Origin of the sequence: Roseburia sp. AF02-12, from assembly GCF_003461765.1 — a bacterium.
Classification (GTDB): Bacteria; Bacillota; Clostridia; order Lachnospirales; family Lachnospiraceae; genus Roseburia_C; species Roseburia_C amylophila.
On the sequence record NZ_QTXS01000001.1, the window covers coordinates 283,342 to 299,485 of the forward strand.

At 41.0% G+C, this 16,144-nt stretch carries 16 protein-coding genes, 2 tRNA genes and 1 pseudogene; 15 read left to right on the forward strand and 4 right to left on the reverse strand.

Annotated elements, in window-relative coordinates; genetic code table 11:
• Window positions 1–90 precede the first annotated feature (90 nt).
• Entirely contained in the window at window positions 91–1,788 is a 1,698-nt protein-coding gene (locus tag DV740_RS01305) for a zinc ribbon domain-containing protein (RefSeq protein ID WP_158561493.1), read from the forward strand.
• Window positions 1,789–1,799: 11 nt separating this feature from the next.
• Window positions 1,800–2,516, forward strand: coding sequence for a zinc ribbon domain-containing protein (locus DV740_RS01310; protein WP_117698475.1), 717 nt, complete (start codon window positions 1,800–1,802; stop codon window positions 2,514–2,516).
• A 144-nt stretch (window positions 2,517–2,660) separates the two neighbouring features.
• Here the strand turns inward: DV740_RS01310 and DV740_RS01315 are convergent, their stop codons facing one another.
• Window positions 2,661–4,010 carry an MATE family efflux transporter gene (locus tag DV740_RS01315; RefSeq protein WP_118056844.1) on the reverse strand — a complete coding sequence of 450 codons (1,350 nt, stop codon included), beginning with the start codon at window positions 4,008–4,010 and terminating at the stop codon, window positions 2,661–2,663.
• A 148-nt stretch (window positions 4,011–4,158) separates the two neighbouring features.
• Between DV740_RS01315 and DV740_RS01320 the strand changes: the two genes are divergently transcribed.
• The 7 genes and pseudogenes from DV740_RS01320 to DV740_RS01345 all read left to right on the forward strand — a co-directional run bounded on the left by DV740_RS01320 (window position 4,159) and on the right by DV740_RS01345 (window position 10,283).
• Window positions 4,159–5,046 carry a LysR family transcriptional regulator gene (locus DV740_RS01320; RefSeq protein WP_117698476.1) on the forward strand — a complete coding sequence of 296 codons (888 nt, stop codon included), beginning with the start codon at window positions 4,159–4,161 and terminating at the stop codon, window positions 5,044–5,046.
• A gap of 228 nt (window positions 5,047–5,274) precedes the next feature.
• Window positions 5,275–6,549 carry an adenylosuccinate synthase gene (locus tag DV740_RS01325; RefSeq protein WP_118087328.1) on the forward strand — a complete coding sequence of 425 codons (1,275 nt, stop codon included), beginning with the start codon at window positions 5,275–5,277 and terminating at the stop codon, window positions 6,547–6,549.
• A gap of 18 nt (window positions 6,550–6,567) precedes the next feature.
• Complete coding sequence (locus tag DV740_RS01330) at window positions 6,568–7,179, forward strand: HAD family hydrolase (protein WP_118087329.1); 612 nt, start codon at window positions 6,568–6,570, stop codon at window positions 7,177–7,179.
• A gap of 198 nt (window positions 7,180–7,377) precedes the next feature.
• Window positions 7,378–7,782, forward strand: coding sequence for a hypothetical protein (locus DV740_RS01335; RefSeq protein WP_117698479.1), 405 nt, complete (start codon window positions 7,378–7,380; stop codon window positions 7,780–7,782).
• 97 nt (window positions 7,783–7,879) lie between these two features.
• A complete protein-coding gene (locus DV740_RS14720) occupies window positions 7,880–8,017 on the forward strand; it encodes a hypothetical protein (RefSeq protein ID WP_158552089.1) in 138 nt (45 codons plus the stop codon).
• Window positions 8,018–8,062: 45 nt separating this feature from the next.
• A pseudogene (gene pyk, locus DV740_RS01340) lies at window positions 8,063–9,484 on the forward strand (pyruvate kinase); the annotation flags it as partial.
• A 22-nt stretch (window positions 9,485–9,506) separates the two neighbouring features.
• The gene (locus DV740_RS01345; protein ID WP_022243191.1) at window positions 9,507–10,283 is read left to right on the forward strand and encodes an NYN domain-containing protein; all 777 of its coding nucleotides are present in this window, start codon (window positions 9,507–9,509) and stop codon (window positions 10,281–10,283) included.
• A gap of 162 nt (window positions 10,284–10,445) precedes the next feature.
• Here the strand turns inward: DV740_RS01345 and DV740_RS01350 are convergent.
• Window positions 10,446–10,530, reverse strand: a tRNA-Leu gene (locus tag DV740_RS01350).
• 183 nt (window positions 10,531–10,713) lie between these two features.
• On the opposite strand from DV740_RS01350, the gene DV740_RS01355 reads away from it, so the two are divergent.
• From DV740_RS01355 to DV740_RS01380, 6 genes are all read left to right on the forward strand, one after another.
• A tRNA-Leu gene (locus DV740_RS01355) sits at window positions 10,714–10,797 on the forward strand.
• Between the two features lie 312 nt (window positions 10,798–11,109).
• Window positions 11,110–11,454: a YlxM family DNA-binding protein gene (gene ylxM, locus DV740_RS01360; RefSeq protein ID WP_117840863.1), complete on the forward strand. Its 345-nt coding sequence runs from the start codon at window positions 11,110–11,112 to the stop codon at window positions 11,452–11,454.
• 1 nt (window position 11,455) lies between these two features.
• Entirely contained in the window at window positions 11,456–12,817 is a 1,362-nt protein-coding gene (gene ffh / locus DV740_RS01365) for a signal recognition particle protein (protein WP_118087330.1), read from the forward strand.
• Between the two features lie 49 nt (window positions 12,818–12,866).
• Complete coding sequence (rpsP, locus tag DV740_RS01370) at window positions 12,867–13,112, forward strand: 30S ribosomal protein S16 (protein WP_022243187.1); 246 nt, start codon at window positions 12,867–12,869, stop codon at window positions 13,110–13,112.
• 12 nt (window positions 13,113–13,124) lie between these two features.
• On the forward strand, window positions 13,125–13,352 hold the full coding sequence (locus DV740_RS01375) for a KH domain-containing protein (protein WP_022243186.1): 228 nt from the start codon (window positions 13,125–13,127) through the stop codon (window positions 13,350–13,352).
• Window positions 13,353–13,657: 305 nt separating this feature from the next.
• Window positions 13,658–14,590, forward strand: a complete 933-nt coding sequence (locus DV740_RS01380) for a hypothetical protein (RefSeq protein ID WP_118087331.1) — start codon at window positions 13,658–13,660, stop codon at window positions 14,588–14,590.
• Window positions 14,591–14,695: 105 nt separating this feature from the next.
• Here DV740_RS01380 and DV740_RS01385 read toward each other — a convergent pair whose 3' ends face one another.
• Both DV740_RS01385 and pyrB read right to left on the reverse strand, forming a co-directional pair.
• Window positions 14,696–15,136 (reverse strand): aspartate carbamoyltransferase regulatory subunit, encoded by a 441-nt coding sequence (locus DV740_RS01385; RefSeq protein ID WP_022243184.1) that lies wholly within the window; start codon window positions 15,134–15,136, stop codon window positions 14,696–14,698.
• 5 nt (window positions 15,137–15,141) lie between these two features.
• Entirely contained in the window at window positions 15,142–16,056 is a 915-nt protein-coding gene (pyrB, locus tag DV740_RS01390; protein ID WP_022243183.1) for an aspartate carbamoyltransferase, read from the reverse strand.
• Window positions 16,057–16,144: the final 88 nt, after the last annotated feature.

A 16,144-nucleotide genomic window follows, 5' to 3' on the forward strand; every position in this document is an offset into this window, starting at 1 on the left:
ACAAAATATTGTGTAGAATTGAAATAGTTTAACTTGTTAATGTATAAAAGCAAGTAACATATCATGGTAAAACGAAGGAGGAAAATGAAAATGGCATTTTGTGGTAATTGTGGCACACAAGTGGGTGATGATGCAGATTTTTGCCCAAATTGTGGCCAGAAATTAAAAGGGGAGATGGAACAGCCGGCAGAGCAGGAAGCACCGGTACAGGAACAGCCGGCAGAGCAGGAAACACCGGTACAGGAGCAGCCGGCAGAACAGGAAGCACCGGTACAGGAACAGCCGGCAGAACAGAAAACACCGGTACAGGAACAGCCGCAGCAAGGACAGTTCCAGAGTCAGCCGCAGCAGGGACAGTTCCAGAGTCAGCCGCAGCAGGGACAGTTCCAGGGACAGCCGCAGCAGGGACAGTTCCAGGGACAGCCGCAGCAGGGACAGTTCCAGAGTCAGCCGCAGCAGGGACAGTTCCAGGGAAGACCACAGCAGGGACAGTTCCAGGGACAGTTCCAGGGAAGACCACAGCAGGGACAGTTCCAGGGACAGCCGCAGCCGCAGCAGGGACAGTTCCAGGGACAGCCACAGCAGGCACGCCCGCCTAAGAAACCATTTAAGATGACGAAACAGTTATGGGCATTGCTTATTGCAGTCATTGCAGTTGTAGTAGTTGCAATTGTTGCACTTGTGGTAGTGAAGAATCAGAAAAAGAAAGTAAATATCAACGATTATATTTCTGTAGAGTATAACGGATATGAAACAGCGGGAACAGCATATGTTGATTTTGACGAGACCGGATTCAGTGAAGCTGTTATCAAGGCACAGGGAAAGAAACTTAAAAATGTAAAATCTCTTGATGACCTTGACTGGAGTGACCTCACAGATTTGATGGGAAGTAGTAATTGGGATTTGATTGACAGTATTACTTTTGATGTGAAACCGGATTCAGACCTGTCAAATGGTGATGTGGTAACCGTTACTGCTTCATGGAATGAAGATTATGAGAAAAAAGCAGGAGTTAAAATTCTTTCCAAAGAACAGGAATTTACAGTAGAAGGACTGGAAGAAGTAAAAGAAGTTGATCCGTTTGAAGATATCGAGGTAACCTTCTCAGGAACACCACCTTATGTATATCCAGACTGGACCAATAATTCAGATGATGATTACTTACGTTATCTGTGGTTCAATTTTGAAGATTATGACAGTCTTGATGTCGGAGATACCGTAACTTTAACAGTTGATGAATCAGAAGAGAATGCATTGGCAAATGGTTACAAATTCACACAGACATCAAAAGAATATACTGTATCCGGAGTAGATTCTTATGTAACATCTGCTGCAGATATTTCAGCAGACAATCTGGATTCCATGAAAAATGAAGCAACAGATGCGTTAGATGCATATTTTGCAAATAACAATTCCTATATTGGAAATTCCGGATTCAGTTATGAAGGTTCTTATTATCTGGTTGCAAAAAACAGTGATACATGGGGTGATACGAACGTCCTTTATCTGGTATTTTCGACAACTGTAACCAGTGCAGAAAGTGCATTTGAGCCAACTGTTGTATACTTCCCGGTAAAATATACAAATATAATGGCATTATCTGATGGAAGCCAGAGTTTCAATACATACGGTGATATCGAAGGATATACTGATTTAGAGTATGATGACGGATGGTATAATGTTGATGGTTATACAGATGGGGCACAGATGTTTAATGATCTGGTTGTAACTCAGAAGGTTGATTATACTTACGAAGTAACTGATAATTTAACTCAGTTTGGAAACTAAAGGAGAAGGAAATGAATTCTGGAAATGATTTTACAAAGCACATTCATGTGAAAAATATCATTCGTCTGTTATCTATTTTATTAATGGTATTTTTCTTTGTGCCATCATTTATGGTATCCTGTGCAGGATATGGAAATATTAAAATCAGCGCTTTTAAAGCTATGACAGGTATTAAGATAGAGGGTGAAAGTGTAACAGATCCAAAAGTAATCTGCATTATAATGCTGTTGCTTCCAATCGCTATGCTGGCTCTCTGGTGCTTAAAGAGCGTATTAAAAGACAAAATTGCTGCAATCGCATCCGGAAGCTGTGCAGTTGTTGACTTTATTTTCTGGATTGCACTTTGCGTCGGAGTAAATAAGGAAGCAACAGATAATTACTGTACAGCGAAAGTTACAGCCGGATTTATATTTAATATATTGTTTATTCTGGCAATTGTAGTGTTGGATCTGTTGATTATTATCAACGTACTTCAAGCTGAGAAACCATTAATCAGACAGAAAATGATGAACGGATATCAGGGAATGCCACAGCAGAATATGTATGGAAATGTGCCACCACAGCAGGGACAGTTCCAGGGACAGCCAATGCCGCCACAGCAGCAGGGACAGTTCCAGGGACAGCCAATGCCGCCACAGCAGCCAGTACAGCCGGTATGCAGTAAATGTGGTGCTCCGCTTGTAGCTGGAAATAAGTTTTGTACCAAGTGCGGAAATCCGGTTGCATAAACTGGAATATGAAATAAGTAATAAGTAAACTACGAGAAACACGCTTTGCGAGCTACTCGCGTAAATAAGTAGAAGCCCCATCGTCTGATGATTCAGAGGATGGGGCTTCTTTTCTGCGTGCTGCAGCATTGCAGGCTCAGGATTTTATACAGCCTGACTGCAGAGCTGTTTCTTTTTCCGGTTCTTCCAAACAAGATAGGAAATCATAAGTGGTACACCGGCACCAATCCATGCTACCGGGCTTGCCAGACGGACTGACCAGTATCCATATGGATTTAAAAGGAGCCATACGACACCGACACGGCAAATCATTTCAAAGATACCGCTGACCATAGGCATGATACCTTTTCCAAGTCCCTGCAAAGAAGTACGATAAAGGTAAATAAGAGCAAGAAAGAAGAAAAAGCAGCTGATGGTATTTAAGTACTGTGTGGCATAACTGTAAATGGCTTCCGTCGGTTCGCTTAAGAAAAGGGAAACAATGGAACGGCCAAATACAGTACAGATGAATGCAGCAATTGCAACAGTTCCAAGGGCGATTCCAAAGGCCTTCTTCATGCCATCGAAGATGCGTTCGTATTTTCCGGCACCTAAGTTCTGACCACAGTAAGTAGACATTGTGGTTCCAAGAGCTGGCATTGGCTGGGTAGAAATTTGTTCTACCTTGGATGCAGCAGTAAAGGCTGCAACAGCACTGGAACCAAATACATTTACTGCAGACTGAAGAATCATGGAACCAACAGCTATCAGAGAGTAGTTCAAAGCCATCGGGATACCAAGTCCCATCATCTGGGCGGTTGTCACGCGGTCGATGTAGTAATCACTTTTTCTGGTGCGGAGAATCGTGAATTTACGGTACATATAAATAAGACAGAGAACAGCGGAAATACCCTGTGAGATTACGGTGGCATATGCAGCACCTGCAACATTTAATTTTAAAGTTACAATACAGAATAAATCCAGCACAATATTAAGAGCGGAGGAAAACAGCAGGAAGTATAATGGAGTCTTGCTGTCACCAACACCTCTTAAAATTCCGGAAACAACATTGTACATCATACTGGTAATGATACCCCAGAAGATAACCCGGATATAAGAGTCTGCCATATCAAGAATATTATCCGGTGTGTTCATAAAGATTAAAAGCTCCCGGGAAGTAGTAACAGTCAATGCGGTAAGAACCACGGAAATGATTATGGTTAAGAGGAAGGATAAAGCAACAATATGCTTTAAACGGCTTTCATCCTTTGCACCGAAAGCCTGTGATACCATAACACCGAATCCCTGGGCAAGTCCGGATGCAAAACCAAGTACCAGAAACATAATAGAACCGGTTGCACCTACAGCAGCCAGGGCATCTTCTCCCAAAAACTGTCCTACAATGATGGTATCTACCATACTGTAGAACTGCTGGAACAGATTTCCGAACAATACAGGAAGTGAGAAGAAAAGAATTAATTTCAGTGGATTTCCGGTTGTCATATCTTTCGTCATAATTATAAGCTCCTTTCATAATTTTTTGCAGAAATGTTCTGCACTATATGAGAAAAAAGTACTATATTCTTTGGAAACGGGATTAGTATACATTGGTAAAATAAAAATGACAATGTAAAAATCAATTTAATTATGGTATAATTCGCTCATGAATACGAATTTAGAATATTACAAATTTTTTTATTATGTAGGAAAACTTCACAGTATTACATTGGCAGCAGAAGAACTGAATGTTTCACAGCCGGCAGTGTCCCAGGCAATCCGTAATTTGGAGCGGGAACTGGGAACCACCCTTTTCATGCGGACATCCAGAGGGGTGCGTCTGACTGCAGAGGGGCAGACACTTTACGGCTATGTGCAGCGGGGCTATGAGACCATCCGGGAAGGCGAACGCAAATTCCTTGAAATGCAGGAGCTGACCAGCGGAGAAGTATGTATCGGAGCCAGCGATATGACACTGCAGTTTTATCTGCTTTCTTATCTGGAACAGTTTCATGAGCAGTATCCGAAAATCAGAATTACAGTTACCAATGCACCGACACCGGAGACACTGAAATATCTGCAGAGCGGCAGAATTGATTTTGGTGTAGTCAGCACGCCCATGGAGACAACGAAGAATATGCATGTGATTCCGGTGCGTGAGATAGAAGATGTCTTTGTGGCAGGACGAAAATTTGAATATTTAAAGGGCGGTAAATTAAGCTATAAAGAATTGGAACATCTGCCGGTTATGTGCCTGGAGGGAAATACCTCTACCAGAAAATATGTAGAGGAATTTCTGCTGGGAGAAGGCGTTGTGATTCATCCGGAGATAGAACTTGCCACCAGCGATATGCTGATACAGTTTGCGAAAAGGAGCCTTGGCATAGCAAATGTGGTCAGGGACTTTGCCCAGGAAGAAATTGAAAAGGGGGAACTGTTTCAGATTACATTTAATAAGAAGATTCCTGCCAGACAGTTCTGTATTGTTTCAGATGACAGGGTTCCGTTGACTGCAGCAGCAGAAAAATTGTTGAAATTACTGCAACATAAGTAAAACTTATGTCGAGTATAAGGAATATTGACTTTACTTATAATATCTGATTCGGTATAATCAGAAAGTAAGAAGCAGAGAACTGGTTTTTACACCGGTTCTTTTTTGCTTTACAGGAAATTGCTTTCCTGTAAAGTAAAAAACGCTCCGCGAGTAGCTCGTAAAGCGTGTTTCTCATAGTTACGCGAGCAGCGAGAAGAACATATTTCTTATTATAAGGAGGAAATAAAAATGGTTACAGCAGTAGTTGGTGCAAACTGGGGAGATGAAGGAAAAGGCAAGATTACTGATATGCTTGCAAAGGAAGCAGATATTATTATCCGTTTCCAGGGTGGTGCAAATGCAGGACATACTATCGTAAATGATTACGGAAAATTTGCATTACATACCCTTCCATCAGGAGTGTTCTACGGACATACCACAAGTATTATCGGAAATGGTGTTGCACTTGATATCCCGAAGCTTTTCAATGAGATGAAGTCTATTACAGACCGTAATGTACCGGCACCTAAGCTTTTGGTTTCTGACCGTGCACAGATTGTTATGCCGTATCATGTGCTTTTTGATCAGTACGAAGAGGAGCGTCTTGGAAAGAAATCATTCGGTTCTACCAAGTCAGGTATTGCACCATTTTATTCAGATAAATATGCAAAAATCGGTTTCCAGGTAAGTGAACTTTTCGATGAAGATACTTTAACAGAAAAGGTAGACCGTATCTGTGAAATGAAAAATATTATGTTAGAGTATATGTACCACAAACCATTACTGGACAAGGCAGAGCTGTTAAATACATTACATGAGTACCGTGATATGGTAGCTCCGTATGTCTGTGATGTTTCTTTATATCTTGATAAGGCAATCAAAGAAGGAAAGAACATTCTCTTAGAGGGACAGCTTGGAACCTTAAAAGACCCGGATCACGGAATTTATCCAATGGTAACATCTTCTTCTACATTGGCTGCATATGGTGCAATCGGAGCAGGAATCCCACCATATGAGATTAAGAAAATTGTTACTGTATGTAAAGCATATTCTTCTGCTGTTGGTGCAGGCGCATTCGTCAGCGAAATCTTTGGCGAAGAAGCAGATGAATTAAGAAAACGCGGTGGAGACGGCGGAGAATTCGGCGCAACCACAGGACGTCCAAGACGTATGGGATGGTTTGACTGTGTGGCAAGTAAATATGGCTGCCGCATGCAGGGAACTACCGATGTAGCATTTACCGTGTTAGATGTTTTAGGATATTTAGATGAGATTCCGGTTTGCGTAGGATATGAAATCGACGGAGAAGTAACCACAGACTTCCCTGTAACTACAAAGCTTGAAAAAGCAAAACCTGTATTAAAGAACCTTCCGGGCTGGAAGACAGATATCCGTGGAATTAAGAAATACGAAGACCTTCCGGAAAACTGCCGTAAATATGTAGAATTCATTGAAGAACAGATTGGATATCCGATTACCATGGTTTCTAACGGACCGGGAAGAAATGATATCATTTATCGTTAAGAATAAAGGCAGATCGTGATGATAAAAAATGTAATCTTTGACGTAGGAAAAGTGCTGGTAGACTTTTGCTGGGAAGAAGTATTTCATAAGCTCGGTTTTGAGGGGGAAACTTTTGAATGTGTGGCGGATGCTACCGTCCGTTCCGTAACCTGGAATGAATTCGACCGGGGGGCAAAGCCGGATGAAGAGATTATTGCTGCATGCATCAAGGAAACACCGGATTATGAAAGAGAAATAAGACTCTTTTATGACCATGTAGGAGAGACGATTCGTACTTATCCATATACGGTGCGGTGGATACGAAGCCTTGAGAAAAATGGATATCATACCTATATATTATCTAATTTTCCAAAGAGCACTTATGAAAAAGCAACAGAAGAACTTTCTTTTGAAAAGGAGACTACCGGAGCAATCTTTTCCTATCAGGTGAAGTGCATCAAGCCGGAAGTGGAAATTTATAAGCTATTGCTGGACAGATACCATTTAGTGCCACAGGAATGTGTATTCATAGACGACCGTCCGGAAAACATAGAGACGGCAGAAAAGCTTGGCATTATAGGCATACAGTTTCAGAATCAGCAGCAGGCAAAAAGAAGGCTTTTGGAACTTGGTGTCGTATCCGGTAGTTAATAAGTAAAGATTATGTAAAAAAAGAATAATTGTCTATTCGTTTCTTGCATTTCAATAGCGAAATGCTTATAATGAGCGTAAGCAGACGGGTAGCAACGCAACTGGCAGGAGTTACTCCTGCCAGTTTTTTTACTTTACAGGAAATTGCTTTCCTGTAAAGCGTGTTTTCGCAGTTGCACAGTAAGCAGGGAGAATACAATGAGGATAACAGGTTTAAAGAAAAAGCTGATAAGTCTCATAGTGGCTGTTATTATGACGGTTTCAGGAATGTATGTTGAAAATATCAACATAGATTCTTCCTTTGCATGTGAAGATACTGCGAACCAGAATTTCACACAGGTAGCACATTTATCCAGACCATCAGAGAGCTGTACCGAAGAACTTTTGGGAACTCGGGAGACCGGCAGGATTGCAGCGGGATACCGCAGACTGTCGGAGAAAAACAGCGATTTGGAAGGAGCCGCATTATCACTGGAAGCAGTATTGCCTGAAAATCAGGCAAAAGACGGCTGGAACTTTGAATTACGGAAATCAAAGGATGTTTTGGACAGCAGGCGTGTCATTATAGGCTATATCCATCATCAGGATGGAGCGAAGGGCTGACTATCACAAGTTAGAAGCAATTTACCTGTGCGCAGAGGAGCATAGGTTTCTTTGCGTACAATATCAGGTCATAACTGTGATAGGAGGATAATAAAATATGGCACAGGATATTGTAGTAGCGCTTATGGGCGTTATGGTAGCGGCAGCAGTTGCTGCATGCTGGTGGTATGAGCATCATGGCAGAGAAGATGAGACTTCTTCTAAAGAGGAACAGGAAAAGACGAAAGAAGTATAAAGGAATAAAAGAAGATAGAGGGCTTGTAGCAGGAAAGGACAGAATATGAGAAAGACAAAAATTATATGTACATTAGGACCGGCAACAAAGGATGATGAAGTATTAAAACAGTTAATGGAAAATGGAATGGACGTGGCGAGAATTAACTTTTCCCACGGCTCACAGGCAGAACATAAAGTAACCATGGATCGTGTAAAAAGGATGCGTAAGGAACTGGGCAGACCGGTTGGGATTCTTCTTGATACCAGTGGACCGGAAATCAGGATTGGACAGCTGGAGGGTGGCAGAGCAGAACTGCTTCCGGGAGATACCTTTAAACTTACCACCAATGATATTATGGGAAATAAAGAGCGGGTCTCTATTACTTACAAGGATTTGGTGCATGATGTCAAAGCCGGAACCAGAATTCTGATTGATGATGGACTGATTGAAATGCTGGTAACCAATGTAACAGAAACTGAGATTACCTGTAAAGTAGAAAATGGTGGTGTGATTTCAGACCGCAAAGGAATTAATGTACCGAATGTAAATCTGTCCATGCCTTATATCAGCCCGAAAGACCGCTCCGATATTCTATTTGGAATTGAGCAGGGTGTAGATTTTATTGCAGCATCTTTTGTACGCTGTGCAGATGATGTGCTGCAGTTACGGAAAATTATGGCAGAGCAGGGCTGCAATGACATTAAGATTATCTCTAAAATCGAAAACCGTCAGGGTGTAGATAATATTGATGAGATTCTGGCAGTGTCAGATGGCATTATGGTTGCCAGAGGAGACATGGGAGTGGAGATTCCGATTCGTGAAGTTCCGGCAATTCAGAAGAAAATTATAAAAAAGGTTTACCATGCAGAAAAGGTTGTTATTACGGCAACCCAGATGCTGGATTCCATGATGAAGAATCCACGCCCGACCAGAGCAGAAGCAACAGATGTTGCCAATGCTATTTATGATGGAACCAGTGCAATTATGCTGTCTGGTGAGACTGCTGCCGGGAAATATCCGGTGGAGGCATTAAAAACCATGACAGAGATTGCGGAATATACAGAAAATGATATTGATTATGAGAAACGTTTCCGCCAGCTGGAGAAGATTGATAATCCGGATGTAACAGATGCCATTTCCCATGCAACCTGTATGACTGCCATTGACATCAATGCGGCAGCAATTGTTACGGTAACCAAATCCGGCAAGACTGCCCGCATGATTTCAAGATATCGTCCGAAATGTGCAATTATCGGCTGTACCCCATCGGAAAAGAGTTATTATCAGATGAATCTTTCCTGGGGCGTAACACCACTTATGATACAGGAAGAGACGGATACAGAAGCATTGTTTAATAATGCAATGGAATCCGCAGAACAGCATGGATATGTACAGCATGGAGATCTGGCGGTTATTACAGCTGGAATTCCATTGGGTATTTCCGGTACCACCAATCTGATTCGTGTAGTAGTGACGGGACACTTAAAGAAATAGGAGCGTAGATGGTATGAATGAACAACCGAAATTAGCAGTGCTGATTGATGCAGAAAATGTATCCAATAAATATGTGAAACTAATTATGGATGAGGTCAGCAATTACGGGGTGGCTACTTATAAGCGGGTTTATGGAGATTATTCGAATCCGAGCGTATCTGCATGGATGAAAAATATGCAGGAGTATGCTCTGACACCGGAATTGCAGTGTAATTATACTGCAGGAAAAAGTGCTTCTGATTCGGCATTGATTATAGATGCCATGGATATTCTTTATTCCGGCAAAGTCAGCGGTTTCTGTCTGGTGTCGTCAGACAGTGATTTTACCAAACTTGCCATGCGCTTAAAGGAAGCCGGTATGATGGTAATCGGAATGGGAGAGGAGAAGACACCGAAGTCCTTTGTAAATGCCTGCGAGAATTTCAAGTATCTTGATTTACTTTATAATAAAGAAGAAGCAGAGGAAAAACAGCGCACAGCTACCACAAGAAGAAATACGAATGCATCTTCGGAAAAGGATGCCGGGGACAATGACAACCTTCCGAAGCTTTCGGATATTGAAAAGGAGGTAATCTCCATTATCCGGAGCAATGCAGAGGAAAATGGCTGGATTAATATTTCTGAGCTTGGAATCAATCTGAGCAAACGTATTCCGGGCTTTGACCCACGAAATTATCAGTGCAGTAAACTTTCTACCTTCTTAAAGAAGTTTAGGAGCATTGAATTAAACCCGATTGAGAATCCACACAATAAGCTGTTGAAGGTTGTGTATGCAAAAATAAAAGAGTAGAAAAGAATGTAAAAGCTTCTTTTTCCAGAGTTGTATTTGGCTGGCGAAAGAAGCTTTTTACATAATATTTTTAAAGCGTAGATACATGCTGTAACTAAAATCTGGTTATAAGCAAAAAAACAGGAAGCCTTGATTTATCAGGCTTCCCGCTCCATTAAATAATGCGGAAGATGGGACTTGAACCCACACAAGCGCAATGCTTACAAGATCCTTAGTCTTGCTCGTCTGCCAGTTCCGACACTTCCGCATACCGTATGAACTTACGTCTCATGACGACTTGTAAATAGTAACAAATTCCGGGGCAATTGTCAATGCTTATTTTTAACTTTTTTCGATTTTTGCCAATTTTATATATTTTTTCAAAAAAAGGGAAAAAATTAAAAATAGGGGTTGACTTATTACCGTTGAAACGGTAAAATATCATTTGTTCGCAGGAGTGGCGGAATTGGCAGACGCGCAGGCTTCAGGTGCCTGTGGTAGCAATATCGTGTGGGTTCAAGTCCCATCTCCTGCATGAAAAAGCCTTGATGATATCAAGGTTTTTTTTTAACTTTGCAGGAAATTGCTTTCCTGTAAAGTTAAAAACGTTCCGCGAGGATGCACTAAGGCACATTCTTTGTTCTATTGTAAAGTATCTGTAAGAAGCTGCCGGTGGCAGACTTTGCAACTCTGAAATTTCTTGATGAATTGTAAAAAGGAGCGTATAACAAATATTCGGAAAAATGAAAAGCGAGTGTAATAGAAGAAAAAGCAGGGTGTCAAGAAAAAATACTTGACACCCTGTTTTCTTTATAGTATGATAGCTAAGGTCGCAAGGAGTGAGAGCATGGAAGAGAAAGTAGAACAGGCTTATTTATATGATTTTTATGGAGAGCTGCTCAATGAACATCAGAGAAGAATCTACGAAGATTTCGTGTTCAATGATTTATCTTTAGGCGAGATAGCTTCCTGCGAGGGCATCAGCCGCCAGGGTGTACATGATCTGATTAAGCGGTGCAATAAGATGCTGGAAGGCTATGAAGAGAAGCTTCATCTGGTAAAGAAATTCCTAGAGACGAAGCAGAAGGTAGAAGAGATTAACAAATTAGCGGAAAGCTTCAGGGCAGAACGCGCAGATACAGTAATTGATAAGATAGAGAGAATTTCAGGAGAGATATTGGAGGAGCTGTAATATGGCATTTGACAGTCTTTCACAGAAACTTCAAAATGTGTTTAAAAATCTTCGCAGTAAGGGACGTCTTACAGAAGATGATGTGAAGGCAGCACTGAAAGAAGTAAAGATGGCTCTGCTTGAGGCAGATGTTAACTTTAAAGTAGTAAAACAGTTTATCAAAGCAGTGCAGGAGCGTGCAATTGGTTCTGATGTAATGAACGGACTGAATCCTGGACAGATGGTAATTAAGATTGTAAATGAAGAGATGGTCAGGCTCATGGGCTCCGAGACGACGGAGATAGCACTTCGTCCGGGACAGCAGATTACCATTATTATGATGGTGGGTCTTCAGGGAGCTGGTAAGACAACGACGACCGCTAAGATTGCAGGTAAATTAAAACAGAAGGGCAAGAAGCCGTTGTTAGTAGCCTGCGATGTATACCGACCGGCTGCGATTGAGCAGTTGAAAATCAATGGAGAGAAGCAGGAAGTTGAAGTATTCTCCATGGGCGATAAGAATAAGCCGGTAAATATTGCAAAAGCAGCAGTAGAGCATGCAGTAAAGAATGGCAATCAGGTAGTCATCTTAGATACCGCCGGACGTCTTCATGTAGATGAAGATATGATGGATGAGTTGATTGAGATAAAAGAAAATGTGGATGTGGCACAGACCATTTTGGTTGTAGATGCCATGACCGGACAGGATGCCGTAAATGTGGCGGGAACGTTCGATGAGAAGATTGGAATTGATGGAGTTGTACTGACAAAGTTAGACGGTGATACCAGAGGTGGAGCGGCATTATCCATCCGTGCAGTAACCGGTAAACCGATTCTTTATGTTGGTATGGGAGAGAAACTTTCTGATTTGGAACAGTTCTATCCGGATCGTATGGCAAGTAGAATTCTTGGCATGGGCGATGTGCTTACATTGATTGAAAAAGCACAGAACGAGATTGATATAGATGAAGAGAAAGCCAAAGACATGCAGCAGCGTCTGAAGAAAGCTGACTTTACCTTTGATGATTATCTGCTTTCCATGGAACAGATGAAGAAAATGGGCGGCCTTGGAAATATTCTTGGTATGCTGCCGGGACTTGGCGGCGGAAAGATGCCGGATATTGATGAAGGTGAAGCTGAGAAAAATATGGCACGTACAACAGCCATCATCTATTCCATGACAAAGAAGGAAAGAAGTAATCCTTCACTTTTGAATCCGAGCCGTAAGCACCGGATTGCAAAAGGTGCAGGGGTAGATATCAGTGAAGTAAACCGTCTGGTAAAGCAGTTTGAACAGGCGAAGAAAATGATGAAACAGATGCCCGGACTGATGGGCGGACGTGGACGCGGTGGTAAAATGGGAAAATTTAAATTTCCTTTTTAACATATAAGCATTTGCTTAAGACAGCATAATTCAAGGAGGTGAAACAGTAATGGCAGTAAAGATCAGATTAAGAAGATTAGGACAGAAAAAGGCTCCTTTCTATAGAATCGTAGTTGCAGATTCCCGTTCCCCAAGAGATGGAAAATGCATCGAAGAGATCGGAACTTATGACCCAACTAAGGATCCTAGTGAGTACCATGTAAATGAAGAACTGGCTAAGAAATGGTTAGCAAACGGCGCACAGCCAACAGAAACCGTAAACCGTATCTTCAAAGCAACCGGTATCGTAAAATAGTGAGGTGTACCTATGAAGGAATTAGTAGAAGTAATTGCAAAATCACTTGTAGATTACCCGGATGAGGTCAATGTCACAGAGACAGAGAACGAGAAAGCCATCGTATTGGAACTGCGCGTAGCTCAGTCCGACATGGGAAAGGTAATCGGAAAGCAGGGACGTATTGCAAAGGCAATCCGTTCTGTTGTGAAAGCAGCAGCCTCAAAAGAAAACAAAAAAGTAATCGTTGATATTATGTAATAATATCGATGACATAAAAGGAAGCAGCAGAGTAATCTGCTGCTTCTTTTTATCTATATGCAGGAATTCGTTCCTGTGCACTTTTCCATCTTGTCCCATTGTGCGACATATGTTAAAATACAAAAAAGCATACATTAATACAATCGAAATAGCAAATTCTATTATTCAAATCTTGTTTCATTTTGAACATGACATTTCTGTATCTATCTATGCTTTTATTCACTAATTAATCAAAAAAGCAGGAGAGGTACAGCAGTGGATTTTGTAGCAATGGTTCTCCTGCCACATACAAGGAGGACTTGCCTATGACAAGAGAAACAAATGAAAACACACCGGTAGCAAACCGTAAATTCAAGGACACTATTTTTCGCATGCTATTTTCGGAAAAGGAAGCTTTGCTGTCACTTTATAATGCGGTTAATAGCAGTAATTATACGGATGCAGATGCACTGGAAATTGTAACTTTAGAAAATGCTATTTATATGGGAATGAAGAATGACCTGGCTTTTATTCTGGATATGAATCTTTATCTATATGAACATCAATCCACAATAAATCCGAACATTCCGCTTCGGGATTTATTTTATATTGCAGCAGAATACCAGAGGCTTGTAGATAAGAAATCCCTATATTCTTCTGCATTACAGAAAATTCCCAATCCCCATTTTATTGTATTTTATAACGGAAGCATGCCGATAGAGGATTGTTGTACCAGACGGCTGTCAGATGCGTTTTATCATGCAACAGACAATCCATCTTTGGAGCTTGTTGTTACCACATTTAATGTGAATGTGGGGCACAACACGGAGTTAATGTCCCGGTGCCAGATATTGAGGGAATATTCCATTTATGTCGCAAAAGTGCGTGTTTTTACGGAACAGATGCCAGTAGATGCTGCTGTACAAAAAGCAGTTGCAGAATGCATCCATGAAAATATTCTGGCAGATTTCCTTAGGAAAAATCAGGCGGAGGTAATTGCTATGAGTATATTTGAATATGACAAAGAGGAAGAGGAAAAGAAATTAAGGAAAGCAGAATTTGAGGCAGGAGTCGAGCATGGAATAGAGCAGAGTTTAGTTTCACTTGTAATAAAGAAAATGAAAAAAGGAAAATCTGTAGAAGAAATTGCGGATATGCTAGAAGAAACTCCAGAAAAAATTCAAAATATATATGAACTGGCAAGAGATATGGCACCAGACTATGATGTAGAGAAAATCTGTGGACAATTGACAAGATAAAAAGATAAAACTGTAAGTTTTTTTCTAGGGGAAAAGAAAAGCAGTTATATAGTTTCATAAAAAGTGCACAGGAATTCGTTCCTGTGCACTTTTTAACAATTTTACTCATGCACGAAAACCGTAGTCGGTATACATTTCTTCGCAGTATTTGCAGCGATAGGTTTCTTCTTTTTCATCTGTGAGCAGGAAAATCTGGTCTAATTCCTGTTCGATGGAAGTAATGCAGCGTGGGTTCTTGCAACGGATTACATTTTTTACCTGCTTTGGAAGATGCAGTTCCTTTTTCTCAACGATTTTATCGCCTTTGATAATATTTACGGTAATATTGTGGTCGATAAAACCTAAGATATCTAAGTCTAAGGCATCAATCGGGCATTCGACTTTGATGATGTCTTTTTTTCCCATTTTATTGCTTTTGGCATTCTTGATAATGGCAACGGTACAGTCTAACTTGTCCAGCTTTAAATTGTGATAGATAGAAAGGCTCATACCGGCTTTGATATGGTCGAGAACGAAACCTTCATGAATTCCACTGATATTTAACATATTGATTACCTCCATTTTAATAGTGTAAGAATTAGAGCCATTCGCACATAGACACCGTACTGTGCCTGACGGAAATAAGCAGCTCTTGGGTCATCATCTACTTCTACGGATATTTCATTGACACGAGGAAGTGGATGAAGAACATACATATCGTCCTTGGCAAGCTTCATTTTTTCCTTGTCTAATATGTAATAGTTTTTCAGACGGACATAATCTTCTTCATTGAAGAAACGTTCCTTCTGCACTCTGGTCATATAAAGAATATCAAGTTTTGGCATTGCATCATCCAGTCTTGTTACTTCTTCAAACGGAATATTATTTTTTACCAGAACGTCTTCGCGGATATAGTCCGGAATTTTAAGTTCTTCCGGAGAAATAAGAACGAAGCGGATTCCGGGATAACGAATCAGTGCATTAATCAGAGAGTGCACGGTCCGGCCGAATTTTAAATCACCGCATAAACCGATTGTCATATTGTCTAATTTCCCTTTTAAAGAACGAATGGTTAATAAATCAGTTAATGTCTGGGTTGGATGTTGATGACCGCCATCACCGGCGTTGATTACTGGAATAGAAGATTTCTGGGAAGCTACGAGAGGCGCACCTTCCTTTGGATGACGCATGGCACATATATCTGCGTAACAGGAAATGATTCGGATAGTATCGGAAACACTTTCGCCTTTTGCTGCGGATGAACTGTCTGCACTGGCAAAACCAAGAACAGAACCACCAAGGTTTAACATGGCAGCTTCAAAACTAAGACGGGTACGGGTACTTGGTTCATAGAAACAGGTTGCAAGTTTCATGCCATCACAGGCATGTGCATATTTTTGTGGATTTTTTTCAATATCACCTGCTAAATCCAGCAGTTGATCCAGCTCCTCTACGGATAAATCGAGGGGACTCATTAAGTGTCGCATAAGATTCCTCCTGTATGATGTTTTTAGTAATGTCATCTAGGCATTTTTACTATCATATAATAATAAAATATAAAATTCAAGGCAAAAT